Source organism: Halomonas sp., from assembly GCF_052095695.1.
Classification (GTDB): domain Bacteria; phylum Pseudomonadota; class Gammaproteobacteria; order Pseudomonadales; family Halomonadaceae; genus Vreelandella.
The window spans coordinates 42,604-68,223 of the sequence record NZ_JBQDLQ010000005.1 but is presented as its reverse complement, the minus strand read 5'-3'; the positions used below and the strand labels follow the sequence as shown (position 1 = coordinate 68,223).

Here is a 25,620-nt window from a genome sequence, read left to right as displayed (position 1 = left end):
CGCTGACAATACCGTGCACCCGGCGCAGCGGTTCGCCGTCCTGCCAGATGGTCAGGGTGGTTTCGCGATCCAGCAGCTCAGCAGCATCCAGACTGCCATCACGGCTGGCCAAGTTGATTGCCAGCTCGAAAGGCTGGGAGAGCGCTTCGCGGTGGGTGAAATCGATCACCGCCACGTCATCCACCCCCGGTAGCGTTAGGGTGAATTGCAAACCAGTGCTGGCTGACATCGCGCCACTCCTTGGATCATCAAACACTTATGAAATCGATCAGCGTAGCGATATCTGTTACCAGAACAACCCATCCTGAATACGAAACGTCAATGTCTTACAACATTTTAAGCAATAGCTTACAAACTGGCGGCTAAGTCGAGGCAGCCATGTCTATTTTGTATCAGCGTCTTAAAATCACCAACCAGCGGCCTAGATTCATGATACTGGCGAGTGATGCCGCGACATAAGTAAAGGCACAGGCGGTAAGCACGTGCCGCGCGCCGGCCATGTCATTAGGCGGCACGTATTCCTTCAGCAGCGGCAGCGCGCGGTTAAAGCTTGCGTCAAACTCCACTGGAAGCGTCACTAGATGCACCAGCGCGGCGGTACCGAAACTGATCACCGCCAATACAACCGCGACTGCCAGCCCGCCTGGCAGCCGCGTTAATAGGAATAGAAACGGCGCGGCCATCATTAAAATAGCGCCAAGCTTCTCAGCCTTTTGGGCGACCCCCACTAAACGACTGCGCGCCAGCAGCGGTGAATAGCCTTGATGATGCTGAATGGCATGACCAACCTCATGGGCAGCCACCGTCACCGCCGTTAGCGATCGGCCATCATAATGATCAGGCGAAAGACGCACACAGCGCGTTTCTGGGTCGTAATGATCCCCGTATTCAGTGCATTCTACGTTAACGCCCTCCACTCCTAGGCGGCGCAGCAAGTGTTCTGCAAGTTCAGCCCCCGTTCCAGGATAGTCATCCCGGCCACGCGCATGTCGTTTGAGCACCCATTTAGCCCATACATTCGGGAGCACAAAAATAGCCAGCGCCAGCACAATTAACACAACGACCATGGCAATTCACCGCAGATGAAGGGGCAGACTCAGTGCCCCAAGCTGTTTAAGTAGGATCAGGATCGTTGCGATGTTCTTCAACATCGCGCTTCACCGCCGCTAGGCCATGGGCTGAGATATCGCCCTGAGCGTAGGCGTGCTCAGCGATCAGCACGCTGTCGGCAGCTAGCACCAAATCACACTCGGTACCGGCCAGCTCATCACGCAGCCGCTGAATAGCATCTTCACGCTTAGGGTTGTTATCAACTCGCCGTATGTAGATAGCCTTAATACGATGCGGGTAGGCTTTCACGATCTCGATATAGACCTCTGGATCGCGCTGCCCACTGTCGCCGATTAAAATACACGGCATATCATTGTAAAGGGTCAGCATTCGGTCGATCAGATCACGCTTATGGTCTTCTGCACGGCGCGGCCAAGGGCGGCGCCAAGAGATCCCCCACTCGCGAAGAAACAGAATAGGACCGACGGGAATACGATTAATCTGAAAAAAAATTTCAAGCATTTCGTAAATTGCCCAAGGCCCACGCGAGACATACAAAATGGGTCTTTCGATGCGTTCACTAGCGCCACGATGCAGCGCTTGATAAAGCGCCGCTACGCCAGGAAACGCGGTACGGCGGTGGGGTTTTTTTACAAACAGGCGATAAAGCATTTTAAGCTTTTCCGCCACGCCGGTGAACATGACGGTGTCGTCGATATCACTGATCACCAGTAAGTCTGCCTCAGGCGGTGGTACGTAAACTTCAACGTGAGTACGTACCGGCGTCTCGCCCTGGCAATGGACCAGAATATCGGCACGGTGCCACGATACATCAATAGGCAGGGTATGACTGATCGGCAGATGCACATCGAAGTAGCCATCCCGATCGGTGCCGACACAGAGTTGGTTTTCGCCTAGATGAATTTCGACCTGGGCATTGGCCAGGCCGCGACGAAAAATCCGACGTGCAACGTCGGCAGTATCACGCAGCATTCCATGCCGAGGGATAGCGCGGCCTAAGGCAGCCTGACGAAAGACTCGCCCCATGACAAACACTTCACTCTGCGAGCCATAACCTCGATAGGGGTGAACCACCATGCCACCACGGCCACTGTCGCCCTTAATAGGCTTGGCAATAATGTGCACTACCCTTTTTACAAAGCTTGCCCACCGGCGCATTAAGCCCATCAAGCGTATTGGCCAGCGTAAACGGAGCCATTCAATGATTGATTCATCATGCATCCCTTTTCGTGATGATAGACGGCTGCCGTCCAATATTAGTTTGGCGTATATAGTAACAGCGTCAAGCACTCCTGCTAATCGCTTAACGCTGGTGAATAACGATGCACAATTAATGCCCGTCAGGTGTGCAATTATTGGCGGTTCAGTACATCATGCTTAATTACACATAAGAATGATGCCTACGCTCCATGCCGACCAGCCACTATGCTAACCAGTGACAATGCCTTTAGTACTGCCCTCGCTCTCATTTTGAGTATGGACAGCACGCTTATTTCCATCGTGATGCTGTCACTACAGGTATCACTCATGGCGGTAGTGATCGCCAGCCTACTCGCGTTGCCCTTAGGTGCGGCTCTCGCCCTTTGGCGGTTTCCAGGGCGTAATGCCGTTATCATCGTCCTCAATGCATTAATGGGACTACCACCCGTCGTTGCAGGGCTATGCGTGTATCTACTGCTTTCACGCACCGGCCCATTAGGCAGCTGGGGGCTGCTATTTACGCCCACCGCCATGGTCATCGCTCAGGTCATTTTAGTACTGCCAATCATCGCCGCACTGACTCGCCAGCAGATTGAAACGCTACACGGCGAGTATGCCGAGCAGCTGCAATCATTAGGACTGACCCGCCCACGCATGATTCCAACGCTGCTGTGGGATGCGCGTTTCGGGCTCCTGACGGTCATTCTGGCGGGCTTTGGCCGCGCCAGTGCAGAGGTAGGTGCGGTCATGATTGTAGGTGGCAATATCGATGGCGTCACTCGCGTGATGACCACCAGCATTGTCTTAGAAACCAGCAAGGGCAACCTGCCCATGGCACTCGGCTTAGGGATTATTTTACTCACCCTGGTGACGATGATTAACGCTATCGCGCACATGATCGGCGAAACGGCCAAAAGGAGGCTGGGGTGAATGCACACCAGATGCCTCCGGTGGCAACACTTACGTTTGACGGCGCTGCGTTCACGCATCGTGGCCATACGTTGCTAAAGCCCACCACGCTTCGCTTATCGGGCTGCCAGCGTACGCTGATCATGGGCCCGAACGGTGCAGGCAAGAGTCTTCTAATGCGCCTAGCTCATGGCTTATTGCCCCCCACTAGCGGCACCGTGGGTTGGCAAGGCACAGCCCCTGCACAAGCCATGGTATTTCAGCGCCCAGTGCTGCTGCGTCGCTCAGCGCTGGATAATCTCACCTATGTCCTCGCCATTAACAAAACGTTGCGACCAACGCTCAACCGCCCAGCAGGCCACAGCGTTTCTCGCAAAGCCCTGGCGATGCAGGCACTGGATACGTTTGGTTTAGCACATTTAGCGCAGCGCCCCGCACGGGTACTATCTGGCGGGGAACAACAACGACTAGCGCTAGCGCGGGCCTGGCTCCTGAATCCACAGGTACTATTTCTCGATGAGCCTACCTCCGCGCTAGACCCCGCGGCCATCAAGGCCGTTGAGGATGCAGTGCTAGAGTTTCATCGCCGAGGCACACGCATTGTGATGTCCACTCATGATCTGCACCAAGCACGCCGCTTAGCCGATGACGTCGTGTTTCTGCATAACGGACACTTGCTTGAACACACCCCCGCCAAGCAGTTTTTTTCCGCGCCCACCTCCAGCGAAGCCGGCGCGTTTATTCGCGGCGAACTGGTGTGGTAACGCTGGCGTTGCTTCACACTAGCACTGATGAAACACCGCATTGATGAAATACCGTACTGATGAACCACAGCATGGATTTACCCTGACAAAGATGAGCAACGTTCAAGGAGCACTATAATGAATAAGACCACCGCACTGATAACAGCAGGCACTCTAAGCCTAACCTGGAGCGGCATGCTGCTAGCTGACGATGACTACATTACGCTGGCCTCGACGACCTCTACTGAGAACTCGGGCCTGTTTGGCGCTATTATTCCCGCGTTTACTGAAAGAACTGGAATAGACGTACGCGTCGTGGCCGTAGGCACCGGTCAAGCATTCGAAATAGGTCGCCGTGGTGATGCCGATAGCCTCTTGGTTCACGACACGGCAGGTGAAGAGCAGTTTGTGGCCGACGGCTACGCGACTGAGCGCCTTAATGTGATGTACAACGATTTCGTGATCGTTGGCCCCAGTGATGACCCCGCCGGTATTAGTGACAGCGAAACAGTTGTCGATGCCATGCAGCAAATCGCAGAAAGCGAATCTCCCTTCGCCTCGCGCGGTGACGATAGCGGTACCAACCGCGCTGAGCTACGTTTGTGGGAAGACGCTGGAATTACACCGCAAGGCGAATGGTATCGCGAGCTAGGCAGCGGTATGGGCCCAACGCTGAATACCGCCGCTGGGATGGATGCTTACACCTTCACCGACCGCGCTACCTGGGTGGCGTTTGAAAACCCACAGGACTTAACGCTGCTGTTTGAAGGTGACGAGGCGCTGTTCAACCAATACGGCAGCCTGCTGCTTTCAGCAGAACGTCACCCGCACTTAAAGCATGACCTGGCTGCTCAGTGGCACGAATGGCTGGTCTCTGAAGAAGGTCAGCAAGCGATTGCCGATTTCGAAGTCGATGGACAGCAGCTCTTTTTCCCTAACGCTGAGTAGTCCTTTCTCGTCTAAACAAAACGGCACGCCCTCAAGGCGTGCCGTTTTGCTGTATCCCACTTTTAAAAACTGCTCTTTAGGGCTATCTATTAATAGCCCATGGCGGTTTATAGCGTCAGCAGCTTACCAATATCGTTAGCTTCCCAATGGGGAAAGTGCTTACGAACCAGCACATTGAGGTCGTGTTCAAAGGCGGCCCAGTCGGTTGCATTGGTCGCAACGCTAGGTTCACCGGCGGCTCCCCTAATCATCCCAGCACCGACAGTCACGTTGGTTAGCCGATCAATGATAATAAAGCTGCCGGTACCAGGGCTGGTGCGATAATCATCAACTGGAATAGCGGCGGTCAATTCAACGTCACAACGAGCAATAGCATTGAGCCCGAGCGAGTCCGTGACATGCTTTTCTAGCGTATTCACATCGATTTGATAATCAATGGTGCTGACCTTACCGGAAAGGTCGCGCGTTGCTAGCTTGAAATCGTAAAGCTTGCCGGGAGTTAAAGCCTCTTCCTGCATCCAGACAATATCAGCTTTAAAGGTATTTGAGAGCGGCAGCTCGCTTTCCGCGGCCACGATCCAGTCGCCGCGTGAAATATCGATTTCATCTTCCAAGGTAACGGTAATTGCCTGGCCTGGATAAGCCGCCGCGAGATCGCCATCAAAGGTCACGATTCTTGCCACCGTGGACACTTTACCCGAAGGCAGCACTTTAATAGCTTGCCCAGAGTGCAATACGCCCGCCGCTAAGGTGCCGCAATAACCGCGGAAATCAAGATTTGGACGATTCACGTATTGGACTGGCAAGCGTAGATCACTGAGATTCTGATCACGGCTGATTTCAACGCTTTCAAGTAGCTCAATCAGCGTTTTCCCCTGGTAGTCAGCAGTGAAATACCAAGGCGTTTGCTCGCTGCGATTGACCACGTTATCGCCATTAAGCGCGGACATAGGCACAAAGCAAATATCCGGCGTCTGAAGATTCGTTGCAAACGCGCGGTATTCAGCCACTATTTCGTTAAAACGCTGCTCAGAGAAGCCCACCAAATCCATTTTATTGACCGCAATCACCAAGTGCTGGATACCCAGCAAGTCGGCAATAAAACTGTGGCGGCGCGTTTGGGTCTGCACACCGTAACGGGCATCAATCAAAATAATCGCCAAGCTAGCTGTTGAAGCCCCGGTGGCCATATTGCGCGTGTACTGCTCATGCCCCGGCGTATCGGCGATAATAAACTTGCGCTTATCGGTGGAGAAAAAGCGGTACGCCACATCGATGGTAATGCCTTGCTCACGCTCGGATTGCAGCCCATCCACCAATAGCGCCAGATCAACGGTGTCACCGGTCGTGCCGCTGGTTTTAGATGCCTGGGTGATCGCCGCCAACTGGTCTTCGAAGATCATTTTCGAATCGTGTAGCAAACGCCCAATCAGGGTGGATTTGCCGTCGTCGACACTGCCGCAAGTAATAAAACGCAGCAGATCTTTGTTCTCATGCTCGTGCAGATACTGCTCGATATTGCCAGCGATTAAAGTCGATTGATGTGACATTAGCCCTACTCCTTTAGAAATAGCCTTCGCGCTTTTTCTTCTCCATCGAACCGACTTGATCGCGGTCAATAGCACGGCCACTTCGCTCGCTCGTTCGGGTCAGCAGCATCTCTTGAATAATTTCTGGAAGCGTCGCGGCTTCTGACTCCACGGCACCGGTCAGCGGGTAGCAGCCAAGCGTTCTGAACCGCACGGACTTTTGTTCCGGCACTTCACCTGGCGCCAGCGGTAGGCGATCGTCATCGACCATAACCTGCATACCGTCGCGCTCGACCACGGAGCGCTTGGCCGAGTAGTACAGCGGCACAATAGGGATCGACTCTAGGTAGATGTACTGCCAGATATCCAGCTCGGTCCAGTTGGAAAGCGGAAAAACACGGATTGACTCGCCTTTATTGACCTTAGCGTTATACACATTCCACAGCTCAGGGCGCTGGCTTTTAGGGTCCCAACGATGATATTTGTCACGAAATGAGTAAACGCGCTCTTTGGCCCGCGACGCCTCTTCATCGCGGCGCGCGCCGCCAAAAGCGGCATCAAATCCATGCTTGTCTAACGCCTGCTTGAGCGCCTGAGTTTTCATGATATCGGTGTATTTGGCGCTGCCGTGATCAAACGGGTTGATATTGGCAGCCCGCCCCTCTTCATTGGTATGCACGATCAGCTCCATACTCGCCTCTGCCGCCATACGATTACGAAACTCGATCATCTCGCGAAATTTCCACGTGGTGTCCACGTGCATCAGCGGAAATGGCGGCGTACCGGGATAAAAGGCTTTGCGTGCTAGATGTAGCATGACCGAAGAGTCTTTGCCGATCGAATACATCATGACCGGGTTGGAAAACTCAGCCGCAACTTCGCGAATGATATGGATAGACTCAGCTTCTAATTGCTTAAGGTGGGTCAAGCGCGCGGCGTCAGGTGTAACAGATACCTCGCGGAGCGGCGCTGAAGGTGCCGTCTTGGAAGACGGTACCCCTGAGGACAGTGTAGAAAATTGGGTCATGGCCCATACCTCGCAGGAACTAGCTCGTCGTACAAGCTATGAAATACAGTGTACGTTCTTAAAATGTACGTTCGAATGCAGGTAGGATAACGCCGAGCTTATAATAACCCAAAAGAATTAATAACTATCTTTTTATATCTTTATCGCCTATCAAGATATTCATAGCCATAAAAGTGCTATACCGCAACGCGCTCAACCCAGGTTTGCCACTTGATTCCTTCTAGGTCAATGACGCGATAGCCGGGCCGTGATGCTTCATCAATAGCAAAATGCTCAGCCCCCGGTAAAAACTGGTCGGCGGTTGCCGGGCAGCCGTAGACGGCTATTTCATGGAGGTCTATTTCTTGGCTGCTTATTTCATGACGCTGGGCATAGGCTTGGTGCGCGTGGCCAAACAGGATGATCTTAACCTGAGGATAAGCGCTCAGCAGCTGCCAAAATGCTTCCCTATCTTGCAAACCAATGGCGTCCATCCATACGGCGCCAACATCCACCGGCGGGTGGTGCATCACAATCAGCGTTGGCCGATCATCTGCTTTTAGCTGCTCGTCTAATGCCGCTAGCCTCTCGTTGCCCAGCTCTCCAAAAGGCTTGCCCTCAACGCGCGTATTAAGCAGCAGCAAACGCCATGCATCACACGCTACGTCCTCAATCAGCGGACGCTCGGCGGTCATTAGCGCCAGTTGATCATGATTACCTGGCAGCCAATACCAAGGGCACGGCAGTGTGTCCATGGCCTGAACCGCTAAGGCATAAGAAGCGGCGGACTCGTCTTGGCTGATATCGCCACTGAATAGCACGATATCAGGCTGCTCGTCCGCCACCGCGCTTAGCACCTGCTGAAACTGCCGCCAAGGCACGCCCGCTCGAGAACACGCATTGATATCAGCGTAAAGGTGGGCATCGGTAATTTGCACAAGGCGCATTAGGGAGTCTCCGGCACGTCAATGCTGTGGCCGTGGGCAAGGCCATGGGCCAACCATTCCCCTAAAAAACGATTTAGCTGAAGCTTTTCATCCGGTTGATGCATGCGGGCGTTGGGATACCGATAGCGGCCGTTGAAATGGCGCTCGCGTTGAAAATCGGTCACTTCCGCCATGCGTACATCGTGATAAAGATGCACGCGCATACGCGGGCTTTCCATGACGGTATCTAGCGGCCCGCTTTGAAAAACATCCACCATCGTGGTGTAAGGCGCCTGCTCGTGAATATAAAGATGTAAGTCACCAAAATGCTGCTTATCTCCCCGCAGGGCGATATCACGTCGCTGGCCGGCCTCCATATCGCCGACCAAGCGCACCAAACGTAAGTAGTTGGCGCCGCACTCCCCCTGGAGCGATTTTAAATCGGTGACATAGGCCGTTCTCGCCATGTTCACTCCTCGTTTTTTTCGCTTTTGCATGTATTTTACGTTAGGTCGACGCCCGCTGTGACGCGGCGCGCAGCGACGCTCGTTGGCTATTTAACCAATGTAGCCCAATCAAACACATGGCGTTGTCGAGTCTTCCCAGGCCCAAGAGTTCCCACGCATTAGCAAAGGGCACCACGTGGACACGAATATCTTCATGCTCTTCATCTAACCCATGAATGCCGCCTAATCCTTGGGTATCTACCAAACCACAAAATAGGGTCACTTGCTCGTTGCAGGCGCCGGGGCTGGGGTAGTAAGTATGCAGTTTGGTTAGCTCCGTCACTTTACAGCCGGCCTCTTCCCACGCTTCTCGGCGTGCAACGTCTTCCAGCGACTCGCCTTTTTCCACTAAGCCGGCCACAAATTCTAACTTCCAGGGCGATAAAGCATCGTCAATGGCGCCCGCACGAAACTGCTCGATTAACACCAATGAATCGCGCTCAGGGTCGTAGAGCAGTACCCCTACCGCATCAAAGCGGCTATGCACTTCTCTGCGCACAGGCTCGCTCCAACCGCCTTCAAAGAGGCGGTGACGAAGCTCTAGCCCATCGAGACGAAAAAATCCCTGGTACAGCGTTTCACGCTTGAACAGCTCAACGTCGTCGCTATTTAACAGCGCAACGCTAAGCGTGGTGTTTTTAAAAGGAGCGACTGGCTGCGCGGAGCCTGGAGAAGATACGTTCTTAGAGCGGGTCGCCATGAGGCACTCCCAGTGATGATAATGACGCTATTATCAATGCTTGCCACTGGGAATGCCAATTCAGGCGGTAGGTTAAAGCTCGTTTAGCATTGCCTGCGCATCACGACGCAAGGCTTCATCAGACGCTTGTCGGCTATCGCGGGCCGTACCCTCAACCGCGCGCTGCGCATGCTCCCTCGCGGCCTGTTCATTGCCCTCTGCTTTTAGAAAAGCAGCGTAGTAATAATTAACATCAATGCCGTCGGGGCGAATCTCTAAAGCACGTTGGAACATCCGCTCGGCGGTACCGCTATTACCAAAACCGATGGGGCGCCCCGGTGCACGGTCGTATAAAGCACCTAGGGTGACATAAGCCGAGCCGTTGCTACCCTGGGGATCAATCTCAATTGCCCGTTCAAGCACATTACGAGCATCGCCCGCGGTGCCCAGTGCACCTAAACCGCCCCGCTCACGGGCATAAGACGCCAATATAATGCCCTGCCAAACCAGCACGTCGGCGTTATCGCGCTGTTGCTCCGCCAACTGCCCCGCCTCTGCCGCCAGCGCCTTCAGCGTGCTTTCCCGCTCATTCGCGGGCATGTCGGTAACGGTATGTTCCCAGCGATTCTTCAGCGAGAACAGCTCGCCTTCAAAGGCCGTGGCGGCAAGGGGTGACAGCGTAAGCGCGCTACCAATGAGGATGGCCATTAATGAACGCTTTAAAGGTAAACGTGCAAAAGACAGAGTTCGCATACATGCTCCTAAATTATTGTTGTCCCGAGGAGACCTAACAACGGCGGGCCTCTCAAACAATGTAACGAACGTTTGAATGATTCGCCAGTAGCATCTTGCTTGGTATGCTTCCCGCAATTAACGTAAGGTAGATAGCTTGATACATAATAGGGAACAGGTAATGAAAGGCCGCAACATGACCCGCTGGCGCGATCCAGCAAAAGATCCGCGTCAAGCCCCTAAGAGCAACCTGATTACCAGCGAGGGCGCTTCACGCTTACGCGCTATTTTAGATCACCTGTCACGCGTTAAACGCCCGGAAATTTCTGCCAAAGTCGGCGAAGCCGCAGCTCAGGGCGATCGCAGTGAAAACGCTGATTACACCTACAACAAGAAAGAGCTAAATCGCGTGATTGCGCGTATTAGCTACCTGACGACACGTTTGGATGAGCTGCAAATTGTTGATCGTCTTCCCGCCGACACCAGTAAAGTGTTTTTTGGTGCCTACGTGAGCCTGGAAGATGAAAGCGGTGAGCAGGTACATCTTAGAATTGTTGGCCACGATGAGATCGATACCAAAAAGCGCTGGATCAGTATCGATGCCCCCATGGCCAAAGCACTGCTAGGCAAACAGGTTGGGGAAGAAGCAAAAGTGCTTACGCCTAACGGCTATACGTTTTATACCATCACCGTCATCGATTACACTGGCTAATAGGCAACGCTGTAAGGCTCAATCCTGGAGCGAGTAGTCGACCGTAGTCACAACGCGCACGCGCTTGGTTTGCGGCGTGTAGCTATCCAGATCTTCAATCGAAAAGTAGCCTTGGGTCGCTTGGCGTATCTGGCCCACTTGGCTACCCGAATCTTCAGCAAACTGCTGTGCAGCGTTACGCGCATCTGCCGTTGCGGCCGCAATCATTTCTGGCTTAATGGCATCCAGGCCCGTAAACAGAAATTCCGTGCGGTATTCGTAACTAGGTGAAAGCAGTACGCCTTCTCGCACTAACGAGGTCGCATTAGGAATTGCTTCAATCACGCCCTCTACGTCGGGTGAGCGCAGCAGCAGCGTTGCTTCAGCAAGATAGCGCTCATCGGGGCGCTGGCCTCCACCGTACTGGTTGCTGTACTGATCAGTAATCCGTGGCGGTGTTGAGCTCACATGCTCTGAAGCGAAGCCTTGAGTCTGGAGGAAATCGCGAATTGCCCCCTCGCCGTTGCTTAGCTGCTGCTCTAGATCACTTAAACTATTGGCGCTCACCGTGTAGTTAAACGGCCACAATACCAAATCGGCCTCGACGTCTCGCTCGGCTAATCCACGCACGGTGACGCTACGCGACGACTGCTGCCATACCTCAGCCGCCCCTTTGATGTAGCTGCCGCTCCACACGAGCCCCAACGCAAGAAGCCCGCCTAGCAAAACAGCACTGCCCAGCACCGCAGTATTTCGAACGTTTCCTGTCATAACGGCCACCTCGACTAACGCCTGTCAAATCGCCCAATGCTTGTGACACATCATAGACCCGAACGGCTGTTTCGTCGGTGGCTGAATGTGGCAATTTCAAGGATAAAGGCGCAGAAGAACCTTCGGCGCCTTTATCTATTTAGACAAACAGAGGGATATAAACAGAAAGATTAGAAAACTAACGCGGGCAGGGCCAGTGAGATTGCTGGCACAAAGGTTGTCAGTAGCAGTATGCCTACCATCACCAGCCAGAATGGCATGACCGCACGTATAAAGTCCGCAATGCTGACGCCGGTGATACTGCAGGTAGTGAACATGACCGTGCCCAAGGGCGGCGTTATGGTTCCAATCGTGGCATTAATGATAAAAATGATACCAAAGTGAACCGGATCGATGCCGAACTGAGCAGCCACAGGGGCTAATAACGGAGACAGCACAATCAATATCGCATTGCCCTCCAGAAACATTCCCAGCACCAGCAGCAGCAAGTTGGCCAACAGCAGGAAGACAATGGCACTACCCACCTCTGAAGACAGCAGCATAGCGATTTCTTGAGGGATCTGCTCCCAGGTAAGAAAACGCGCAAAGCCCGAAGCGACAGCGATGATAAAGAGCACATTGACCGACGCCAACAGTGACTCATTGGTGGCCAGTGCAATGCTCTTGACAGACATCTGCTTGTAAACGAAGACACCCACAATCAGCGCATAGAGCACCGCAATAGCGCCAGCTTCAGTTGGCGTGAAGACACCAATACGAATACCCCCGATCACAACCAGTGGCAGCATTAAGGCGATGATGCCGGCTCGCGTGACGCTAACCCATTCATGGCGCGTCACTTTGCTGCGCTCAGGCGGCTGATAGTTATTCCGACGGCACAAATAAGACACCAAGACCATTAAGCTGATGGCCATTAACACGCCGGGCACGACCCCCGCCAGAAACAGCCGCCCAATCGATACGTTATTGACGTAGCCATAAACGATCAGTGCAATACCGGGAGGGATAGTAGAGGTAATTAACGACGAAGCTGCCGTTACCGCACTGGAAAAAGGCTTGGGGTAGCCTTTGGCGGTCATGCTAGGCACCAGCAGTTTTGAGTTCATCGCGGCATCGGCAATGTTAGAGCCAGACAGCCCGCCCATAAAGGTGCTTAACAGAACGTTGGCCTGCGCCAAACCACCGTGCATACGCCGTGTAAGCAGCTCTGCTAATTTAAGCAGCCGGTCCGTAATGCCGGAATAGTTCATGAACACGCCAGCCATAATGAAAAACGGTATCGCTAATAACGATACGGATTCCAAGCCCCCAGCCAGACGCTGAATCAGCAACATCGTCGGCTGATCGGCCCCGACAATGAAGTAAAGAAACGTAGAAAAAAACAGCGCGAAGGCGACGGGTGTCCCTACAAAAAACAGCAAAAACAGTGCGCCAATAGCAATACTCACAGCCATTTGATTGAGCCTCCTATGGTGTATGTCGCTGAATCAGCCGGACCACACAGTGATAAATCATCACCACCGCACTGACAGGGATGGCTACATGAATCCAGTAATAGGGAATTTGCAGCATCGGCGTGCTGCGAAACGCTGAGAAGCTAAGCAGCTGAGCTCCCCAATACAGCATGACCAAGGCACTGATCAAAATGATGCCAACGCTGAACACCTGCTCATTCCAACGTGCTAAGCGAGGAGGAAGCTTGTCAGTAACGAAGCTGATAAACACATGCTCACGGCGCCTTACCAGCGCACTGGCGCCTAAAAAGGTGGCCCAGACCAGCAGCAATTGGAGTATCTCTTCTGTCCATGCCAGCGGCGAACCAAATAGATAGCGCATAAATATATTGCTAATAGCCACCAGGAAAAGAGCAAAAACAGCGGCGGTGGCGATAACCTCATCAAGGCGCATGACCCGATCCAGCCACGTAAAAATACGCTTCATACCAGCCTCCTTGATTAGGCTCCCCGGCACGCCGGGGAGCCATAAAATCACACGCTAATCAGCCGTTGATAATCTGGTAGACGTTGTCGTAAAGACCATCAGTCCACTGCGGAAAAGCGGAGGGAATTTGCTCAGCTGCCCGCTCATGGAAAGGAGCGGTATCTATTGCGTGAATCTCCACGCCTTCGCTACGCAGTTTCTCCAGCGCCTGCTCACTATCTTCAGCAACAAGCTCAGCCAGGTATTCAGCCATTTGCTGGCCTGTATCGGTCAGAATTTGCTGCTGCTCTTCATCAAGCTGTTCCCAGAAGGCCTGGCCGGTAACGAAAGGCGCGACGGTATGCATATGCGCCGTTAAGCTCAGGTGCTTGACCACTTCATAAAATTTCCCGCCGTAAAGCACGGCAGCCGGATTTTCGACGCCATCGACCATTCCCTGAGCCAAGGCGGGATAGACATCACCCAGCGACATAGGCGTCGGCGTTGCGCCCATGGCGCGGATCGCTTCAACATACATTTGCGAGTTCTGCACGCGCACGCCGACACCGTCGAGGTCTTCCGGCGTATTAACCGGATCACGCGTGAGCAAATGGCGAACGCCATACACCGCGTTAGGGATGACAATGTGGTAACCGGACGACTGCAGCAGGGTCATTTGCTCAGCAAACCACTCGGAGTCAAAAACCTTGAGCTTAGAGTCGAAGTCTTCGCTTAAATACGGCGCATCTAAAACGGCCAGATCAGGCACCGAGTCAAGAAAATTACTGTAAGCGGTAATCGAAATAATGGCTGAGCCAAACCGCGCCTGCTCCATTACATCGGTTTCCGAGCCTAGCTGGCTTGCGGGAAACGCTTTCAGCTCCAGCTCACCGTTACTAGCCTCGTTCACCCATTCGGCCCACTGGTTGACAGCCACGTCCACCGGCTCGCCGGGCTGGTTACCATAAGCTACGCGAATCACCGTGCTGGCATTCGCGGTGCTAACAATGCCAATACTGGTTGCGGTCGCAAGCGTAATAGCAAGAGTGAGTTTATTAAGGCGCATGTAGTACTCCATTTTTTTTGTTTAACTGCAGTGATAGTGACGGCCAGACACTTGGTAGGCCGCGATTGCCAATGCTTATCGCTCAAGGGCCTTTTCAAGCCGAGGCGTTAGAATGTTGTGTTGTTTAGCCATGCTCACCACGGGTTTCAAACGACGTTCCAGCTTGTCGTGGTGATAGTTCGCGATATCGTCTAAGCGGTGATCCAGATAGGGATTATCGAATCGCTCCAGCGTGCTCTGCCAGTAGCTTTCTAAGTCCATGTCGGGCAGCTCACGGGATAATGTGGGCAGCACCTCCTCTGCTATCAGCTCATTAAGCGCCGTACGCAGCCGCGGCTCCTGCATGGCTTCTCTTACGTAGGTTATTGATTCACTCAAACCCAGATAGCGCCACTGATCTATCAGGTAGCTGTGCGCCAGATTGAGAATATGCAGTTTGCGTAATTCATAAGGCTGCAGTGAGCTCACCACTTGCACGGCAGAATGTTCAAACGGCATGACCAGGCCAGGCGTTTGTTGCACGGCCCAAAGCGCGTAGGGTTCGGCAACGGCGCCGACGGGTTCAAGCGGCGCTGAAACGATGCGATCCACCAGCGTATTGACCCAGCAGCACTGGGACACCAGCCATGCGTCAAAGTCGGCATCTTGATAGTCCCGTCGAGCCAAGGTAGCGACAAGCTCTTTTAGCACGTCACCGTTGCGGCTAATCAACTCGCAAGGAAGCAGCGTCAGTCCCGGCCGCCCTGCCTGAAAACGCGCATAAAGCAGCTTGGTAAGTTTGCCTGGGAAACTTGAAGGCACATCCGCCAAGCTGGAATCATTGGCGACCTGATAGCCGCTATCGCCCGTATTGGACACCACCCAACGGGCCGTTTCGATAAAGTGGCGCGCTAATGACGCCCACTCTTGTGCAGCCACCATACAGCCGGCCACACTGCCAACGGCATACTGCTCATCGACAGGTAAGCCGTCGCGCAAGCCTTTAACATGTAAAGGGTAACTAGCCTGCTGCGCCAAGGCCGAGGCTTTGGCTTTGCCTTCCGGACGAGCAGAGGTCTGCACTACCAGTACAGCCTCTTGGCTAACACCTTGAGCTATGGCCTCGCCAGCAAAGGCGGCCACGTGGCCCAGCAGAAACCGGCTGGTGCCAAACTGAACGATGCTTGCTTGATGCAGCGGGAGACTCACAGCGAGACGCCCCGCTTCCAGGGAATAAAGTCCAGCTGTGAAAGCCGCACTGCTTTGGTGACATAGCGCCCCGAAGCGGTGTCGATACACATCGTCAGCAACTCATCAGCCAGTGTCGCGATATCGGTTTCACCGCGAATAATAGGGCCGGCATCAAAATCGATTACATCGCTCATTCGGCTAGCGAGTTCGCTGTTGCTGGCAATCTTAAGCACCGGTGCAACGGGGTTCCCGGTCGGCGTACCCAATCCGGTCGTAAACAGTACAAGGTTGGCGCCGGAGCCCACCAAGCCTGTCGTCGACTCCACGTCATTGCCTGGGGTGCACAATAGATTAAGTCCCTTACGCGTCATGGGCTCGGTGTAATCAAGTACGTCAACCACCGGGCTATCGCCGCCCTTTTTGGCAGCCCCGGCTGACTTCATCGCATCGGTGATCAAGCCATCACGAACGTTTCCCGGCGAAGGGTTCATAGAGAAATCGGCGCCGACCGCATGGGCATGGCGCTGATAGGCCGCCATCAGCGAGCTAAACCGCTCGGCAACGTTTGGATCACTACAGCGCGCCAGCAGCTCATGCTCGACACCACACAGCTCAGGAAACTCACTCAAAATACCGCTGCCACCCAACGCCACTAAACGATCAACGACCGCGCCCACTAGCGGATTGGCAGAAAGCCCGGAAAAACCATCCGAACCGCCGCACTCAACGCCTAGCGTGAGCTCAGAAAGCGGTGCGGGCTGCCGGGTGACTTGATTGGCCTGCTTGAGGCCATCAAAAATAGCCGTTAACGCATCACGAATTAACACTTCTTCACTCTCAGAGCGCTGCTGCTCGAAATAGCTAACGGTCTTGTAACCCGCGGGATCACGCTCTGCGATAGCATTTTGTAGCATGGTGATCTGCGCTTTCTGACAGCCCAGGCTCAGTACCGTTGCCCCCGCTACGTTGGGGTGACAAATATAGCCTGCCAGCAGATGACAGAGCGCCTCGGCATCGCCGTCCGTACCGCCACAGCCCAGCTGATGAACCAGAAAGCGCACGCCATCAACGTTAGGAAATAAACGCTCATTCGAAGACGTCGTAGACTCAGCCGCACTGTCGCCATGCAATAACTGGCGCGCCATGCGCTTGTAGTCTTGAAAAGGGTCGTCACCCAGCGCGTCAGCGACACACTGGCGAAGCACCTCAATATTACGGTTTTCACAAAACACCAACGGCACTACGAGCCACACGTTGGCCGTTCCAACTCGTCCATCGGGGCGGTGATAGCCGTCGAACGTGGCCTTCTCGAATGCGCTGACCACGGGCGGCTGCCACGTAGTATGTTGACTATTCGCAGACAAATTATCCGTCGAATGCACTAGGTTTTCGGTGGTAATAGCGCCGCCTGCGGCAATAGGCTGAGTCACTTTACCCACCGTGACGCCGTACATGACAACCAAATCACCAACCGCCATATCACCCAGTACGAACTTGTGCTTATGGCGCACGGGGCCAGGGAGAGTAATCGGTGTGTCTTGATCTTCAACCACCGTGCCTGCAGGCAGGTCGGTGAGTGCCACTCGGACATTATCCAGCGCGTGGACCCGCAGGGTGAGATGGGCCGTTTGCGTAGCAATCAGGTCACTCATGAGTGCGCCTCGTCAGTATCGATGGTGATCATGGCTTTAATGACGTGATTGGCAGGATCACACCACTGCGGCATTTTGGCGGGCACATCCGTGAGCGGTGCACGATGCGTAATCATCGCATCGGCATTGATAGCGCCACTTTCCATGAGCGACACGACACAGGCAAAGTCCTCAGGCGTCGCATTGCGGCTGCCCATCAGCGTCAGTTCTTTCTTATGGAAATCAGGATCGTTAAATGAAATGTCGGCTTTGACAATACTGACCAGCACATAGCGGCCGCCATGACCGGCAAGATCGAAACCTGCTTCCATCGCGCGAGGATTACCGGTTGCATCGAAAACAACCTCTGCCAGCGCCCCGCCGTTCAATTGGCTGATGCGTTCAGCAACATCATCTTCCAAGGGATTCACAACGGCATCGGCGCCCAGCACATCGCGGCAAAAAGCTAACCGTGAGGCATTAGTGTCTACCATCAGCGTACGTGCGCCACGACCCTTAGCTACCTGCAGCACGCCCATTCCAATAGGACCAGCGCCAACGACTACGGCCAGCTCATCCACCTGCAACTGACTACGTCGTACCGCATGCGCGCCAATAGCCATACATTCCACTAGCGCTAGCTGATCAAGGCTCAACGTTTTTGAGACCACAAGGTGGCTGATTGGAACGGCTAAGTACTCGGCCATACCGCCGTCTCGATGCACGCCAATGACCTGCATGTGCTGGCAGCAGTTGGTTTTTCCCTGCAGGCAAGCGCGGCATTCACCGCAATGTAGATAAGGAATCACGTAAACATTCTTACCGACCCAATGCTGCGATTGCTCGTCCGCGGCCTCGACCACTTCCCCCGCCAGTTCGTGGCCTAGCACCCGTGGATATTCAAAATAGGGCTGGTTGCCACCGTAGGCGTGAATATCCGTACCGCAAATACCAATACGGCGAATACGAACAACCGCGTAACCAGGAGTACACGCTGGGCGGCTGGCCTGGCTTAGCTCTAGGTGATGCGGTTTTGAACAGACGAGAACTTGCATTAGTGCATTCCTTTTCGTGTAGCACTGGTCACCAAGCACAGACCATGTGCCGCACAGCCTGATAGGTACATTAACGTCATAAGTACTTGGACTTGATAGGTACGTTAAATGAATAGGTACGTTAAATTAACAGGTACATTGATCCAGTGGTCAGACCTTTAGAAGCGTACTATTTCACCAACCTGTGGTCTGACAAACTCATTGACTAAAGCGTCAGCAGCAAAGTAAGCCGCTGGCGCTGATGTTAGATCTAACTGAGCGTTCTCATCTTATGCTTGAACAACGCGCTGGAGCTGCTCACCCAGACCATCGATGCCTAAGCGCATTTGCTGCCCATCGCGAAGATAAATCGCTGGCTGCTGGCCCATACCCACGCCAGGGGGTGTTCCGGTGGAAATAACGTCACCGGGCTGTAGGCTCATGAACTGGCTCAAGTAGCTAATCAGAAAAGGCACCTGATACACCATCGTGCGGGTGTTGCCGTTCTGATAGCGGTGACCATCGACCTCAAGCCACATGTTAAGCTGATGAGGGTCAGCAACGTCATCGCGTGATACAAGCCAGGGGCCCAAGGGGCCAAACGTATCGCAGCCTTTACCTTTATCCCAGGTGCCGCTTCGCTCCAACTGATACGCGCGCTCAGAGACATCATTAACCACGCAAAAACCCGCCACATGAGACATGGCATCGGCTTCATCAATGTAGCGGCCACCCTTGCCGACAATAACGCCAAGCTCTACTTCCCAATCGGTCTTCTTAGAGCCGCGCGGAATTTCTACGTTATCGTTGGGGCCACACACCGCGCTGGTCCATTTGTTAAAAATGACCGGCTCTGGCGGTACTTCAGCACCGGTTTCCGCAGCGTGATCAGAATAGTTAAGACCAATGCAAATAAACTTACCAATGCGGCCAACGCAGGGCCCTAAGCGAGTATCCGCCGCGACTTCAGGCAATGTTGAAAGGTCCAGGTTGCGCAGCGCCTGCAGTCCTTCATCGCTGAGCACATCGCCGGCAATATCATCAACGATGGCGGAAAGGTCACGCACAGCGCCCTGGCTGTCGATAATACCCGGCTTCTCTTGGCCCGGCTGTCCAAAACGTACGAGTTTCATATTGTTATGACTCCTATAATGATCAGTTGGCCCAGCCACCATCAATTAACTGAGTGGTACCGGTAATGAACTGCGACTCATCGCAGGCCAAAAATGTCGCTAGCGCCGCCACTTCTTCAACGCGCCCTAGCCTGCCCATCGGCTGCCGCGCCTTGAACGCCTCAAGCACGTAGGCATCGCTGCGCCCTTCTTGGCGGGCCTGTTCGGCGATGCGCTGCTTCAATGAGGGTGACTCAACGGTGCCAGGACAAATCGCGTTACAGCGAATACCTTGGGTCATAAAGTCGGCGGCCACCGACTTGGTTAGCCCAATCACCGCCGCCTTGGACGTGCCATAGGCGCAGCGATTGGGAACACCTTTAATGCTAGATGCCAGTGACGCCATGTTGATAATGCTGCCGCCACCGTTGTTTAGCATACCGGGCAGGAAAGCCTGCAGGGTATGAAACATCGAGGTGACGTTCAGGTCCATGGAGCGCTGCCACGAAGCTTCGTCGCACTCCAGAATGTTGCCACCGGGAACCATGCCTGCGCAGTTAAACAATATGTCCAATGCTGGCAGCGAGCTAGCCAGTTCATGAATCGCTTGGCTGTCCGTTACGTCCAGGCGATACGCTTCAACGCCCGGCATATTTTCTAGGCTGCTAATATCGATATCTGTGGCGAATACGCGCGCGCCCTCGGCAATAAAGCGTTCAACGCTGGCACGCCCAATACCGTTCGCAGCGGCGGTGATCAGTGCAGTTTTATTCTTGAGTCTCATGCTATATCACACCTTTAATAGCGATGGCACGTCTCTGAAAATCGTGGGAACATACATAAGGCCAAATCATCTAGACATCCAATGGCCTGACCAATGAATCGAGTATGAGCGAACTTCTTTCATCCTGGCAAGCCACAAAAAGACCAAATAATGGTTTTTTAAGATGAACTTTAGTCGCTATAAACTTTAGTCTTTATACGCTGTGGCCTTTATAGTCTTTAGTATTTTTAAACTTAGCCGTTACCTCTTTTTAGCCGCTACGCCTTGTAGCCGCAAACCATCGTTAACATGGACGGGAAGCACCACGAATGCCGATTCAAGCCATCCGCTCACAGCGCCTCTATCGTCAGATTGCTGATCAGCTTCAGCAGCTTATCAGTGAAGGAGAGTTTCCTACGGGAACGCTGCTCCCGCCTGAGCGCGAGCTTGCCCTATCACTTGGCGTTAGTCGTGCCTCTGTTAGAGAGGCTTTAATTGCCCTGGAAGTAGTAGGACAAGTGGCCGTGCGTGTTGGCTATGGTGTGGTGGTACTTGAGTCTCGCTATACGCCTATCGAACCGGTGATGCGCGCAGCCGCACGCACCGAACCCTGGGCGCTGGACCCTGAGTTCGAGAGCGAAATAGAGCTCAATTTAAATGAAGAAATTCCGCCCTTTTCTCTCCTTCAGACGCGCCGCTATCTGGAGCCAGAAATTGCTGCCTTGGCAGCCCAGAATGCATCTGAAGATGATCTAAGAGCGATGCGCTTAGCGTATAAGCGCAACGTGTCCGACAACGCCAACGGTGGGCGCAACTGCGCGGGGGATCGCCTACTGCATATCCGCATTGCCGAAGCATCGGGCAACGCGGCCTATGCGCTGATGATTAAGCATCTGCTTGGGCATAAATACGGCCCCATGTTTCGCCGCCTCCAAGACTTATTTATGGAAACGGACATGCCGCAGCGCTCTCAGGACGACCACGAACGAATCGTTGAGGCCATTGAAGCACGTGACCCCGATGCGGCTCGCCATGCGATGGAAGTACATCTCGACCACGTGCTCAATGTTTTCTTTGCAGAGTAAGCCACCGCACTAGCGTGATGGCTTGATCGCTGCATACACTTTGAAGCGACAGTTATCCGCTAGGGTTTGAAAGTCTTGGAACGCACGCTGCAAGTGCTCTGGATAAGGCAAAAAGCCATTGGCGACAATCACTAAACGGCCGCCTGCGCTTAGATGCTCTGGCGCTCCGTTTATTAAGCGCTGGCTGGGTCCATAGCTAATATCACGCTCTTTGTGAAACGGTGGATTGCTGATAATCCAGTCAAACTGCTCGCCTTCCAACGCACTAAAGACATCACTGTGCAGCACACGCCCAGCCAGTCCATTAGCGGTCAACGTGCGCTTACAGGCCTCTATTGCAAAAGCGCTGACGTCGACAGCGGTCACATGATGGCCACGCTGCGCCAGCCACGCGCTTACAATGCCGTCACCACAGCCCATATCGAGCACTTTAAGCGGCTTGTTTGGCAAACAACTGTCGATACTTTCCAGCATCAGCAGCGTGCCCTCGTCCACTTTGCCATGACCAAACACGCCTGGATGGCTTTCCAACGTTACCCCGACGGCCTCAAAACGATGCCAAGCGCTACCGCTGGCGCCATCCCCACTGGCTAAGTCTAGCGCTGCAGTGCGAGTGACAAAAAGCGAGCAGCGCCGCGCATTATCGCGCTTATCGCATGGCATCCCCAGCTCAGCCAATATCTTAGGAACCCGCTTGATGCCCCCCTGATGCTCGCCCACTACTTCAATGGATGTACCGGTGGGTAGCTGCTCGCATAGCCACTTAAGCCACCAGATACCCAACTGGTGCGCTTTGGGCCAAAATAATACGACCTCTTTGCCCAACGGCTCACCGACAGCTCTTTCAAAGGGGTTGTGGGCTTGCTTGCCTTTGGCGGCCCACTCGTTCAGCACGCCCTGATTGCCACTGACCACGCCCTCTGACTGGTCAACCAACCAGCTATCCAGGGGAGGGTCGATGACCCACAGCGCGGCATAACTATCCTGCTGACGTTCTAACAACTGACACGCGGGCACTCTTGCGCTCATTCAGTGACCTCCGGTTTGCTTAATGTGTAAAGTAGATAGCGACCTAGGCGCCAATGCGGATCTTGGCGACAGTACTGTTTTTCCAACGCCAGCAGCGTTTCACGCTCAACGGGCGTCGTGGGCGGCTGGCGCAAATAATCTTGGAACACACGAATACCGGCGACGGCCTCTATTCGCAGCCCGTTCTCAGCGCTCCACTGCTCAATATCAGCGTGGGTCACGGGTGAAATGGGCGTCAATCGTTGGCGCTTGCCTTTGCCCGCTAAGCGATCGCTCAAGGCCTTTTCTAGATTGCCTTTGACCGCGTTCGAAAAACGCAGCGCGTCGCGATTGAATACCATCAAACTCAGTTGCCCGCCGGGCGCTAATAAAGTGCTCAAAGCAGCCACTGCCGCCTGCGGATCGCCCAGCCACTCCAGCACCGCATGACAGGTAATCAGCGCCCATGGCCCTGGCGCCTGATCGACTAATGACTGCAGCGGCGCCTGCACATAAGTAACGGCCTCTTCCGGTAGCGATTTCGTGTCACGATGCCAATGCTTAGCGTAATTCAGCATCTCTTCTGAAGGCTCAGACATGGTCACCGCATGCCCTCGCTTGGCAAACCACGCCGCTTGCTGGCCCAATCCCCCGCCCACATCTAGTACCTTTTGGCCGTTTAGCTGCAGCATGGTGGGTAGCAAATAGTCGAGCATGGCTAAGCGCAGCTCGCCTCGGGGCGCTTGATAGAGAGAACGGGAAAACTTATCGGCTAAACCGTCAAAATAGCGATCGCCAGCCTGCGTTAATTCATAACTACTTATAAGGTTGCTCTTCGACATATCGTTGGGGTGCATACCACGGGCGTCGCTTTAGGCATAAAGGGCCCGTAGTTTACCTTCCTTAGCCCTCAAACGCTTGCTTGTAAATCGGTTGCCCCCACGCGCTAAACCTTTTATCGTGGGAACGTTCCCATTTCGCAGTTGATCGCTATGTCTACCGCCGCTCGCCGCTCCACCCTTCTTGAAGTCGCTCGCATAGCCGGTGCGTCTAAAACCAGCGTTTCACGTTACTTTGGCGATGAGCGCGAGCGGCTGTCTCCGTCCCTACAGGCACGTATTGCCGAGGCGGCAGAGCGGCTGGGCTATCAGCCCAACCAAATGGCACGCAGTTTAAAAGGCGGCCACTCCAAGCTAATCGGTATGCTGGTAGCGGATATACGCAACCCTTTTTCTGTCGCGATTACGCACGGCGTTGAACAAGCATGCCGCCAGCATGGCTATTCGCTGTTGATGTGTAACACCGACAATGACCCCGAGCAGGAACGTCAGCACCTAGCACTGCTGGGCGCTTATCAGGTGGCAGGCTTGGTAGTTAATGCCGCTGGTAGTCCCGAGCGCCAGCTGCATCGGTTTATCAGCCAGGGAACACCTGTTGTCTTGCTCGACCGTGAAGTGAATCATGTCGATGTGGAAGTGGTGGGCCTCGATAACCAGCGAGCCATAACGCTGGCGCTCGATCATCTCGCCTCCCAAAGCTACCAAGCCGTGCTGTATGTCAGCGAAGCGCCTGAGCGGTCGAGTAGCCGACAGCAGCGATTAACCCATTTTACCCACGACGCCGCACGGCGCGAATTGACGCACGCCACGCTGCTGCTGCCAACCGCTGGCGATACCGCTGCGCTTGAGACGCTTAGCCGCTTTCTCAGCGAGCACAGTTCGCTAAGCTGCGCAGTTCTATGCGCTAACGGCAACGTGACGTTAGACGTCGCACGGCTGTTTCAAAAGCTCGGGTTACCCATGGGCGAGGTGGGGCTAATGGGCATCGATGAGCTCGACTGGTGTGCACTCGTCGCCCCCGGCATCACAACACTTGCCCAGCCCACCGATACGATCGGCAAAACTGCGGTGCACTGTTTAATGCATCACATTACGCCTACTAAAGTGGCCATGCCCAAGCAGCTCAGTTTTCCACCCAAACTGATGGCACGCGGCTCTACGCAGCACTAATATTTTTGCAGTACAAATCAATCACTGCTATCACGAATTCATCATTGCGATCACAAATGGTATCGTTCCCATATTGGGCTACTCACAACATTAAGAGATGACTTATGCCTCCTTCATTTTCCAATCATCCGGAAATCCTCACCTTTGGCGAGGCCATGACCATGTTTGTGGCGCAGTCGCCGGGCAAGCTTTCGGAAATAGAGCATTTTCAGCGTCGCATTGCAGGAGCAGACACTAATGTCGCGATCGGCTTAGCGCGACTAGGGTTTCATGTTGGCTGGTTGAGCCGGGTGGGCAGTGACAGTTTTGGTGACTTTATTCGTCAAACGCTCGAACAGGAAGGGCTCGACTGCCGCTATCTACATAACGATAGCGAGCACCCTACGGGGCTGCTTTTCAAAGAGCGTGCACTGGATGGTGCCGACCCTAGCGTTGAGTATTTTCGTCGCAACAGCGCCGCCAGCCACCTAGCCCCTCAAGACGCTAGTAATGTCGATTTCGCGGCGCTTCGCCATGTACACGCGACCGGCATTCCCCCGGCGCTGTCTACCAGTGCCCGCGAGCTTTCTTATCACATGCTCAACATGGCACGTGCGGGCGGTGCCAGCATCTCCTTTGATCCCAATTTACGCCCCAGCCTGTGGGCCAGCGAATCCGACATGCGCGAGACGCTTAATGCCCTTGCCGCCTTGTCTGACTGGGTATTACCAGGCCTTTCAGAAGGCCAGTTACTTACCGGCCAGAAGACGCCCTACGACGTAGCAGGTTACTATCTTGACCAAGGCGCCAGCGCCGTCATTATCAAGCTGGGGCCGGAAGGCAGCTATTATCGCGGCCATTTAGACGGCCAAGAAGCGAGCTTTACGGTAGACGGTTGCCAAGTAGACGAGGTTGTGGATACCGTAGGTGCCGGCGATGGCTTCGCCGTGGGTGTTGTCAGCGCCTTGTTGGACGGCCGCTCGGCACGCCAAGCGGTCATGCGCGGCAATCTGATCGGCGCCCAAGCGATTCAAGTCATTGGCGATATGGAAGGCCTGCCTAATCGCGAGCGGCTAAGCATGCTTGAAGCCGACCAGCCGGCGGCTTAACTCGACACAATTTTAATAAGGAA

General features: G+C 54.1%; 27 protein-coding genes. 7 read left to right on the top strand and 20 right to left on the bottom strand.

The window, feature by feature from the left end:
* The 3 genes from ACTH5D_RS01985 to ACTH5D_RS01975 form a co-directional block, all read right to left on the bottom strand.
* Positions 1–229: contractile injection system protein, VgrG/Pvc8 family (locus tag ACTH5D_RS01985; RefSeq protein WP_441667983.1), on the bottom strand; the 229-nt coding region annotated here is incomplete at its 3' end.
* 163 nt (positions 230–392) lie between these two features.
* Complete coding sequence (locus ACTH5D_RS01980; RefSeq protein WP_441667982.1) at positions 393–1,067, bottom strand: zinc metallopeptidase; 675 nt, start codon at positions 1,065–1,067, stop codon at positions 393–395.
* Positions 1,068–1,113: 46 nt separating this feature from the next.
* A complete protein-coding gene (locus ACTH5D_RS01975) occupies positions 1,114–2,229 on the bottom strand; it encodes an App1 family protein (RefSeq protein WP_441667984.1) in 1,116 nt (371 codons plus the stop codon).
* 267 nt (positions 2,230–2,496) lie between these two features.
* Here ACTH5D_RS01975 and ACTH5D_RS01970 point away from each other — a divergent pair, with 267 nt between their 5' ends.
* The 3 genes from ACTH5D_RS01970 (at position 2,497) to ACTH5D_RS01960 (ending at position 4,871) form a co-directional block, all read left to right on the top strand.
* Entirely contained in the window at positions 2,497–3,201 is a 705-nt protein-coding gene (locus tag ACTH5D_RS01970; RefSeq protein ID WP_441667981.1) for an ABC transporter permease, read from the top strand.
* Complete coding sequence (locus tag ACTH5D_RS01965) at positions 3,198–3,944, top strand: ATP-binding cassette domain-containing protein (protein WP_441667980.1); 747 nt, start codon at positions 3,198–3,200, stop codon at positions 3,942–3,944. Before ACTH5D_RS01970 ends, ACTH5D_RS01965 begins: the two co-directional genes overlap by 4 nt.
* A 117-nt stretch (positions 3,945–4,061) precedes the next feature.
* Positions 4,062–4,871 (top strand): substrate-binding domain-containing protein, encoded by an 810-nt coding sequence (locus tag ACTH5D_RS01960; protein ID WP_441667979.1) that lies wholly within the window; start codon positions 4,062–4,064, stop codon positions 4,869–4,871.
* Between the two features lie 107 nt (positions 4,872–4,978).
* On the opposite strand, the gene cysN is transcribed toward ACTH5D_RS01960, so the two are convergent.
* From cysN to ACTH5D_RS01930, 6 genes are all read right to left on the bottom strand, one after another.
* On the bottom strand, positions 4,979–6,421 hold the full coding sequence (gene cysN / locus ACTH5D_RS01955) for a sulfate adenylyltransferase subunit CysN (protein WP_441667978.1): 1,443 nt from the start codon (positions 6,419–6,421) through the stop codon (positions 4,979–4,981).
* Positions 6,422–6,434: 13 nt separating this feature from the next.
* Positions 6,435–7,427 (bottom strand): sulfate adenylyltransferase subunit CysD, encoded by a 993-nt coding sequence (gene cysD / locus ACTH5D_RS01950; RefSeq protein ID WP_441667977.1) that lies wholly within the window; start codon positions 7,425–7,427, stop codon positions 6,435–6,437.
* Positions 7,428–7,603: 176 nt separating this feature from the next.
* Entirely contained in the window at positions 7,604–8,353 is a 750-nt protein-coding gene (locus ACTH5D_RS01945) for a phosphodiesterase (RefSeq protein WP_441667976.1), read from the bottom strand.
* A complete protein-coding gene (locus tag ACTH5D_RS01940; RefSeq protein WP_441667975.1) occupies positions 8,353–8,799 on the bottom strand; it encodes a DUF1249 domain-containing protein in 447 nt (148 codons plus the stop codon). The genes ACTH5D_RS01945 and ACTH5D_RS01940 overlap by 1 nt, the downstream gene beginning before the upstream one ends.
* 40 nt (positions 8,800–8,839) lie before the next feature.
* The gene (locus ACTH5D_RS01935) at positions 8,840–9,538 is read right to left on the bottom strand and encodes an NUDIX domain-containing protein (RefSeq protein ID WP_441667974.1); all 699 of its coding nucleotides are present in this window, start codon (positions 9,536–9,538) and stop codon (positions 8,840–8,842) included.
* Positions 9,539–9,610: 72 nt separating this feature from the next.
* Positions 9,611–10,270, bottom strand: a complete 660-nt coding sequence (locus ACTH5D_RS01930) for a TRAP transporter TatT component family protein (RefSeq protein ID WP_441667973.1) — start codon at positions 10,268–10,270, stop codon at positions 9,611–9,613.
* A 160-nt stretch (positions 10,271–10,430) separates the two neighbouring features.
* On the opposite strand from ACTH5D_RS01930, the gene greB reads away from it, so the two are divergent.
* Positions 10,431–10,961 carry a transcription elongation factor GreB gene (greB, locus tag ACTH5D_RS01925; RefSeq protein WP_441667972.1) on the top strand — a complete coding sequence of 177 codons (531 nt, stop codon included), beginning with the start codon at positions 10,431–10,433 and terminating at the stop codon, positions 10,959–10,961.
* A gap of 18 nt (positions 10,962–10,979) precedes the next feature.
* Here the strand turns inward: greB and ACTH5D_RS01920 are convergent, their stop codons facing one another.
* From ACTH5D_RS01920 to ACTH5D_RS01880, 9 genes are all read right to left on the bottom strand, one after another.
* A complete protein-coding gene (locus tag ACTH5D_RS01920; protein WP_441667971.1) occupies positions 10,980–11,711 on the bottom strand; it encodes an SIMPL domain-containing protein in 732 nt (243 codons plus the stop codon).
* Between the two features lie 170 nt (positions 11,712–11,881).
* On the bottom strand, positions 11,882–13,165 hold the full coding sequence (locus ACTH5D_RS01915) for a TRAP transporter large permease (protein WP_441667970.1): 1,284 nt from the start codon (positions 13,163–13,165) through the stop codon (positions 11,882–11,884).
* A gap of 13 nt (positions 13,166–13,178) precedes the next feature.
* The gene (locus ACTH5D_RS01910) at positions 13,179–13,652 is read right to left on the bottom strand and encodes a TRAP transporter small permease (RefSeq protein ID WP_441667969.1); all 474 of its coding nucleotides are present in this window, start codon (positions 13,650–13,652) and stop codon (positions 13,179–13,181) included.
* A 58-nt stretch (positions 13,653–13,710) separates the two neighbouring features.
* Positions 13,711–14,697: a C4-dicarboxylate TRAP transporter substrate-binding protein gene (locus ACTH5D_RS01905; protein WP_441667968.1), complete on the bottom strand. Its 987-nt coding sequence runs from the start codon at positions 14,695–14,697 to the stop codon at positions 13,711–13,713.
* 75 nt (positions 14,698–14,772) lie between these two features.
* Positions 14,773–15,885, bottom strand: coding sequence for a mannitol dehydrogenase (locus ACTH5D_RS01900; RefSeq protein ID WP_441667967.1), 1,113 nt, complete (start codon positions 15,883–15,885; stop codon positions 14,773–14,775).
* Positions 15,882–17,519, bottom strand: a complete 1,638-nt coding sequence (locus ACTH5D_RS01895) for a UxaA family hydrolase (protein ID WP_441667966.1) — start codon at positions 17,517–17,519, stop codon at positions 15,882–15,884. The genes ACTH5D_RS01900 and ACTH5D_RS01895 overlap by 4 nt, the downstream gene beginning before the upstream one ends.
* Positions 17,516–18,553, bottom strand: a complete 1,038-nt coding sequence (locus ACTH5D_RS01890; RefSeq protein WP_441667965.1) for a zinc-binding alcohol dehydrogenase family protein — start codon at positions 18,551–18,553, stop codon at positions 17,516–17,518. Before ACTH5D_RS01890 ends, ACTH5D_RS01895 begins: the two co-directional genes overlap by 4 nt.
* Before the next feature lie 269 nt (positions 18,554–18,822).
* A complete protein-coding gene (locus tag ACTH5D_RS01885) occupies positions 18,823–19,665 on the bottom strand; it encodes a fumarylacetoacetate hydrolase family protein (protein WP_441667964.1) in 843 nt (280 codons plus the stop codon).
* Between the two features lie 22 nt (positions 19,666–19,687).
* The gene (locus ACTH5D_RS01880) at positions 19,688–20,428 is read right to left on the bottom strand and encodes an SDR family oxidoreductase (RefSeq protein ID WP_441667963.1); all 741 of its coding nucleotides are present in this window, start codon (positions 20,426–20,428) and stop codon (positions 19,688–19,690) included.
* A gap of 308 nt (positions 20,429–20,736) precedes the next feature.
* Between ACTH5D_RS01880 and ACTH5D_RS01875 the strand changes: the two genes are divergently transcribed.
* Positions 20,737–21,492, top strand: a complete 756-nt coding sequence (locus tag ACTH5D_RS01875) for a FadR/GntR family transcriptional regulator (protein WP_441667962.1) — start codon at positions 20,737–20,739, stop codon at positions 21,490–21,492.
* Positions 21,493–21,501: 9 nt separating this feature from the next.
* Here the strand turns inward: ACTH5D_RS01875 and ACTH5D_RS01870 are convergent, their stop codons facing one another.
* Positions 21,502–22,521, bottom strand: coding sequence for a methyltransferase (locus ACTH5D_RS01870; protein ID WP_441667961.1), 1,020 nt, complete (start codon positions 22,519–22,521; stop codon positions 21,502–21,504).
* Positions 22,518–23,357, bottom strand: a complete 840-nt coding sequence (locus tag ACTH5D_RS01865; RefSeq protein ID WP_441667960.1) for a methyltransferase domain-containing protein — start codon at positions 23,355–23,357, stop codon at positions 22,518–22,520. Before ACTH5D_RS01865 ends, ACTH5D_RS01870 begins: the two co-directional genes overlap by 4 nt.
* Positions 23,358–23,492: 135 nt before the next feature.
* Between ACTH5D_RS01865 and ACTH5D_RS01860 the strand changes: the two genes are divergently transcribed.
* The gene (locus tag ACTH5D_RS01860) at positions 23,493–24,509 is read left to right on the top strand and encodes a LacI family DNA-binding transcriptional regulator (RefSeq protein ID WP_441667959.1); all 1,017 of its coding nucleotides are present in this window, start codon (positions 23,493–23,495) and stop codon (positions 24,507–24,509) included.
* Positions 24,510–24,613: 104 nt separating this feature from the next.
* Positions 24,614–25,597 (top strand): sugar kinase, encoded by a 984-nt coding sequence (locus tag ACTH5D_RS01855; RefSeq protein ID WP_441667958.1) that lies wholly within the window; start codon positions 24,614–24,616, stop codon positions 25,595–25,597.
* The last annotated feature ends 23 nt before the right edge of the window (positions 25,598–25,620 follow it).

Bases quoted from the DNA above. Each gene is read 5' to 3' on its own strand.
- ACTH5D_RS01975 (WP_441667984.1), bottom strand. From the start codon at position 2,229: ATGCGCCGGTGGGCAAGCTTTGTAAAAAGGGTAGTGCACATTATTGCC.
- cysN (WP_441667978.1), bottom strand. From the start codon at position 6,421: ATGTCACATCAATCGACTTTAATCGCTGGCAATATCGAGCAGTATCTG.
- ACTH5D_RS01880 (WP_441667963.1), bottom strand. From the start codon at position 20,428: ATGAGACTCAAGAATAAAACTGCACTGATCACCGCCGCTGCGAACGGT.
- ACTH5D_RS01890 (WP_441667965.1), bottom strand. From the start codon at position 18,553: ATGCAAGTTCTCGTCTGTTCAAAACCGCATCACCTAGAGCTAAGCCAG.
- cysD (WP_441667977.1), bottom strand. From the start codon at position 7,427: ATGACCCAATTTTCTACACTGTCCTCAGGGGTACCGTCTTCCAAGACG.
- ACTH5D_RS01910 (WP_441667969.1), bottom strand. From the start codon at position 13,652: ATGAAGCGTATTTTTACGTGGCTGGATCGGGTCATGCGCCTTGATGAG.
- ACTH5D_RS01960 (WP_441667979.1), top strand. From the start codon at position 4,062: ATGAATAAGACCACCGCACTGATAACAGCAGGCACTCTAAGCCTAACC.
- ACTH5D_RS01935 (WP_441667974.1), bottom strand. From the start codon at position 9,538: ATGGCGACCCGCTCTAAGAACGTATCTTCTCCAGGCTCCGCGCAGCCA.
- ACTH5D_RS01855 (WP_441667958.1), top strand. From the start codon at position 24,614: ATGCCTCCTTCATTTTCCAATCATCCGGAAATCCTCACCTTTGGCGAG.
- ACTH5D_RS01865 (WP_441667960.1), bottom strand. From the start codon at position 23,357: ATGCACCCCAACGATATGTCGAAGAGCAACCTTATAAGTAGTTATGAA.
- ACTH5D_RS01970 (WP_441667981.1), top strand. From the start codon at position 2,497: ATGCTAACCAGTGACAATGCCTTTAGTACTGCCCTCGCTCTCATTTTG.
- ACTH5D_RS01980 (WP_441667982.1), bottom strand. From the start codon at position 1,067: ATGGTCGTTGTGTTAATTGTGCTGGCGCTGGCTATTTTTGTGCTCCCG.
- ACTH5D_RS01945 (WP_441667976.1), bottom strand. From the start codon at position 8,353: ATGCGCCTTGTGCAAATTACCGATGCCCACCTTTACGCTGATATCAAT.
- ACTH5D_RS01940 (WP_441667975.1), bottom strand. From the start codon at position 8,799: ATGGCGAGAACGGCCTATGTCACCGATTTAAAATCGCTCCAGGGGGAG.
- ACTH5D_RS01870 (WP_441667961.1), bottom strand. From the start codon at position 22,521: ATGAGCGCAAGAGTGCCCGCGTGTCAGTTGTTAGAACGTCAGCAGGAT.
- ACTH5D_RS01885 (WP_441667964.1), bottom strand. From the start codon at position 19,665: ATGAAACTCGTACGTTTTGGACAGCCGGGCCAAGAGAAGCCGGGTATT.
- ACTH5D_RS01895 (WP_441667966.1), bottom strand. From the start codon at position 17,519: ATGAGTGACCTGATTGCTACGCAAACGGCCCATCTCACCCTGCGGGTC.
- greB (WP_441667972.1), top strand. From the start codon at position 10,431: ATGAAAGGCCGCAACATGACCCGCTGGCGCGATCCAGCAAAAGATCCG.
- ACTH5D_RS01915 (WP_441667970.1), bottom strand. From the start codon at position 13,165: ATGGCTGTGAGTATTGCTATTGGCGCACTGTTTTTGCTGTTTTTTGTA.
- ACTH5D_RS01920 (WP_441667971.1), bottom strand. From the start codon at position 11,711: ATGACAGGAAACGTTCGAAATACTGCGGTGCTGGGCAGTGCTGTTTTG.
- ACTH5D_RS01905 (WP_441667968.1), bottom strand. From the start codon at position 14,697: ATGCGCCTTAATAAACTCACTCTTGCTATTACGCTTGCGACCGCAACC.
- ACTH5D_RS01930 (WP_441667973.1), bottom strand. From the start codon at position 10,270: ATGCGAACTCTGTCTTTTGCACGTTTACCTTTAAAGCGTTCATTAATG.
- ACTH5D_RS01860 (WP_441667959.1), top strand. From the start codon at position 23,493: ATGTCTACCGCCGCTCGCCGCTCCACCCTTCTTGAAGTCGCTCGCATA.
- ACTH5D_RS01875 (WP_441667962.1), top strand. From the start codon at position 20,737: ATGCCGATTCAAGCCATCCGCTCACAGCGCCTCTATCGTCAGATTGCT.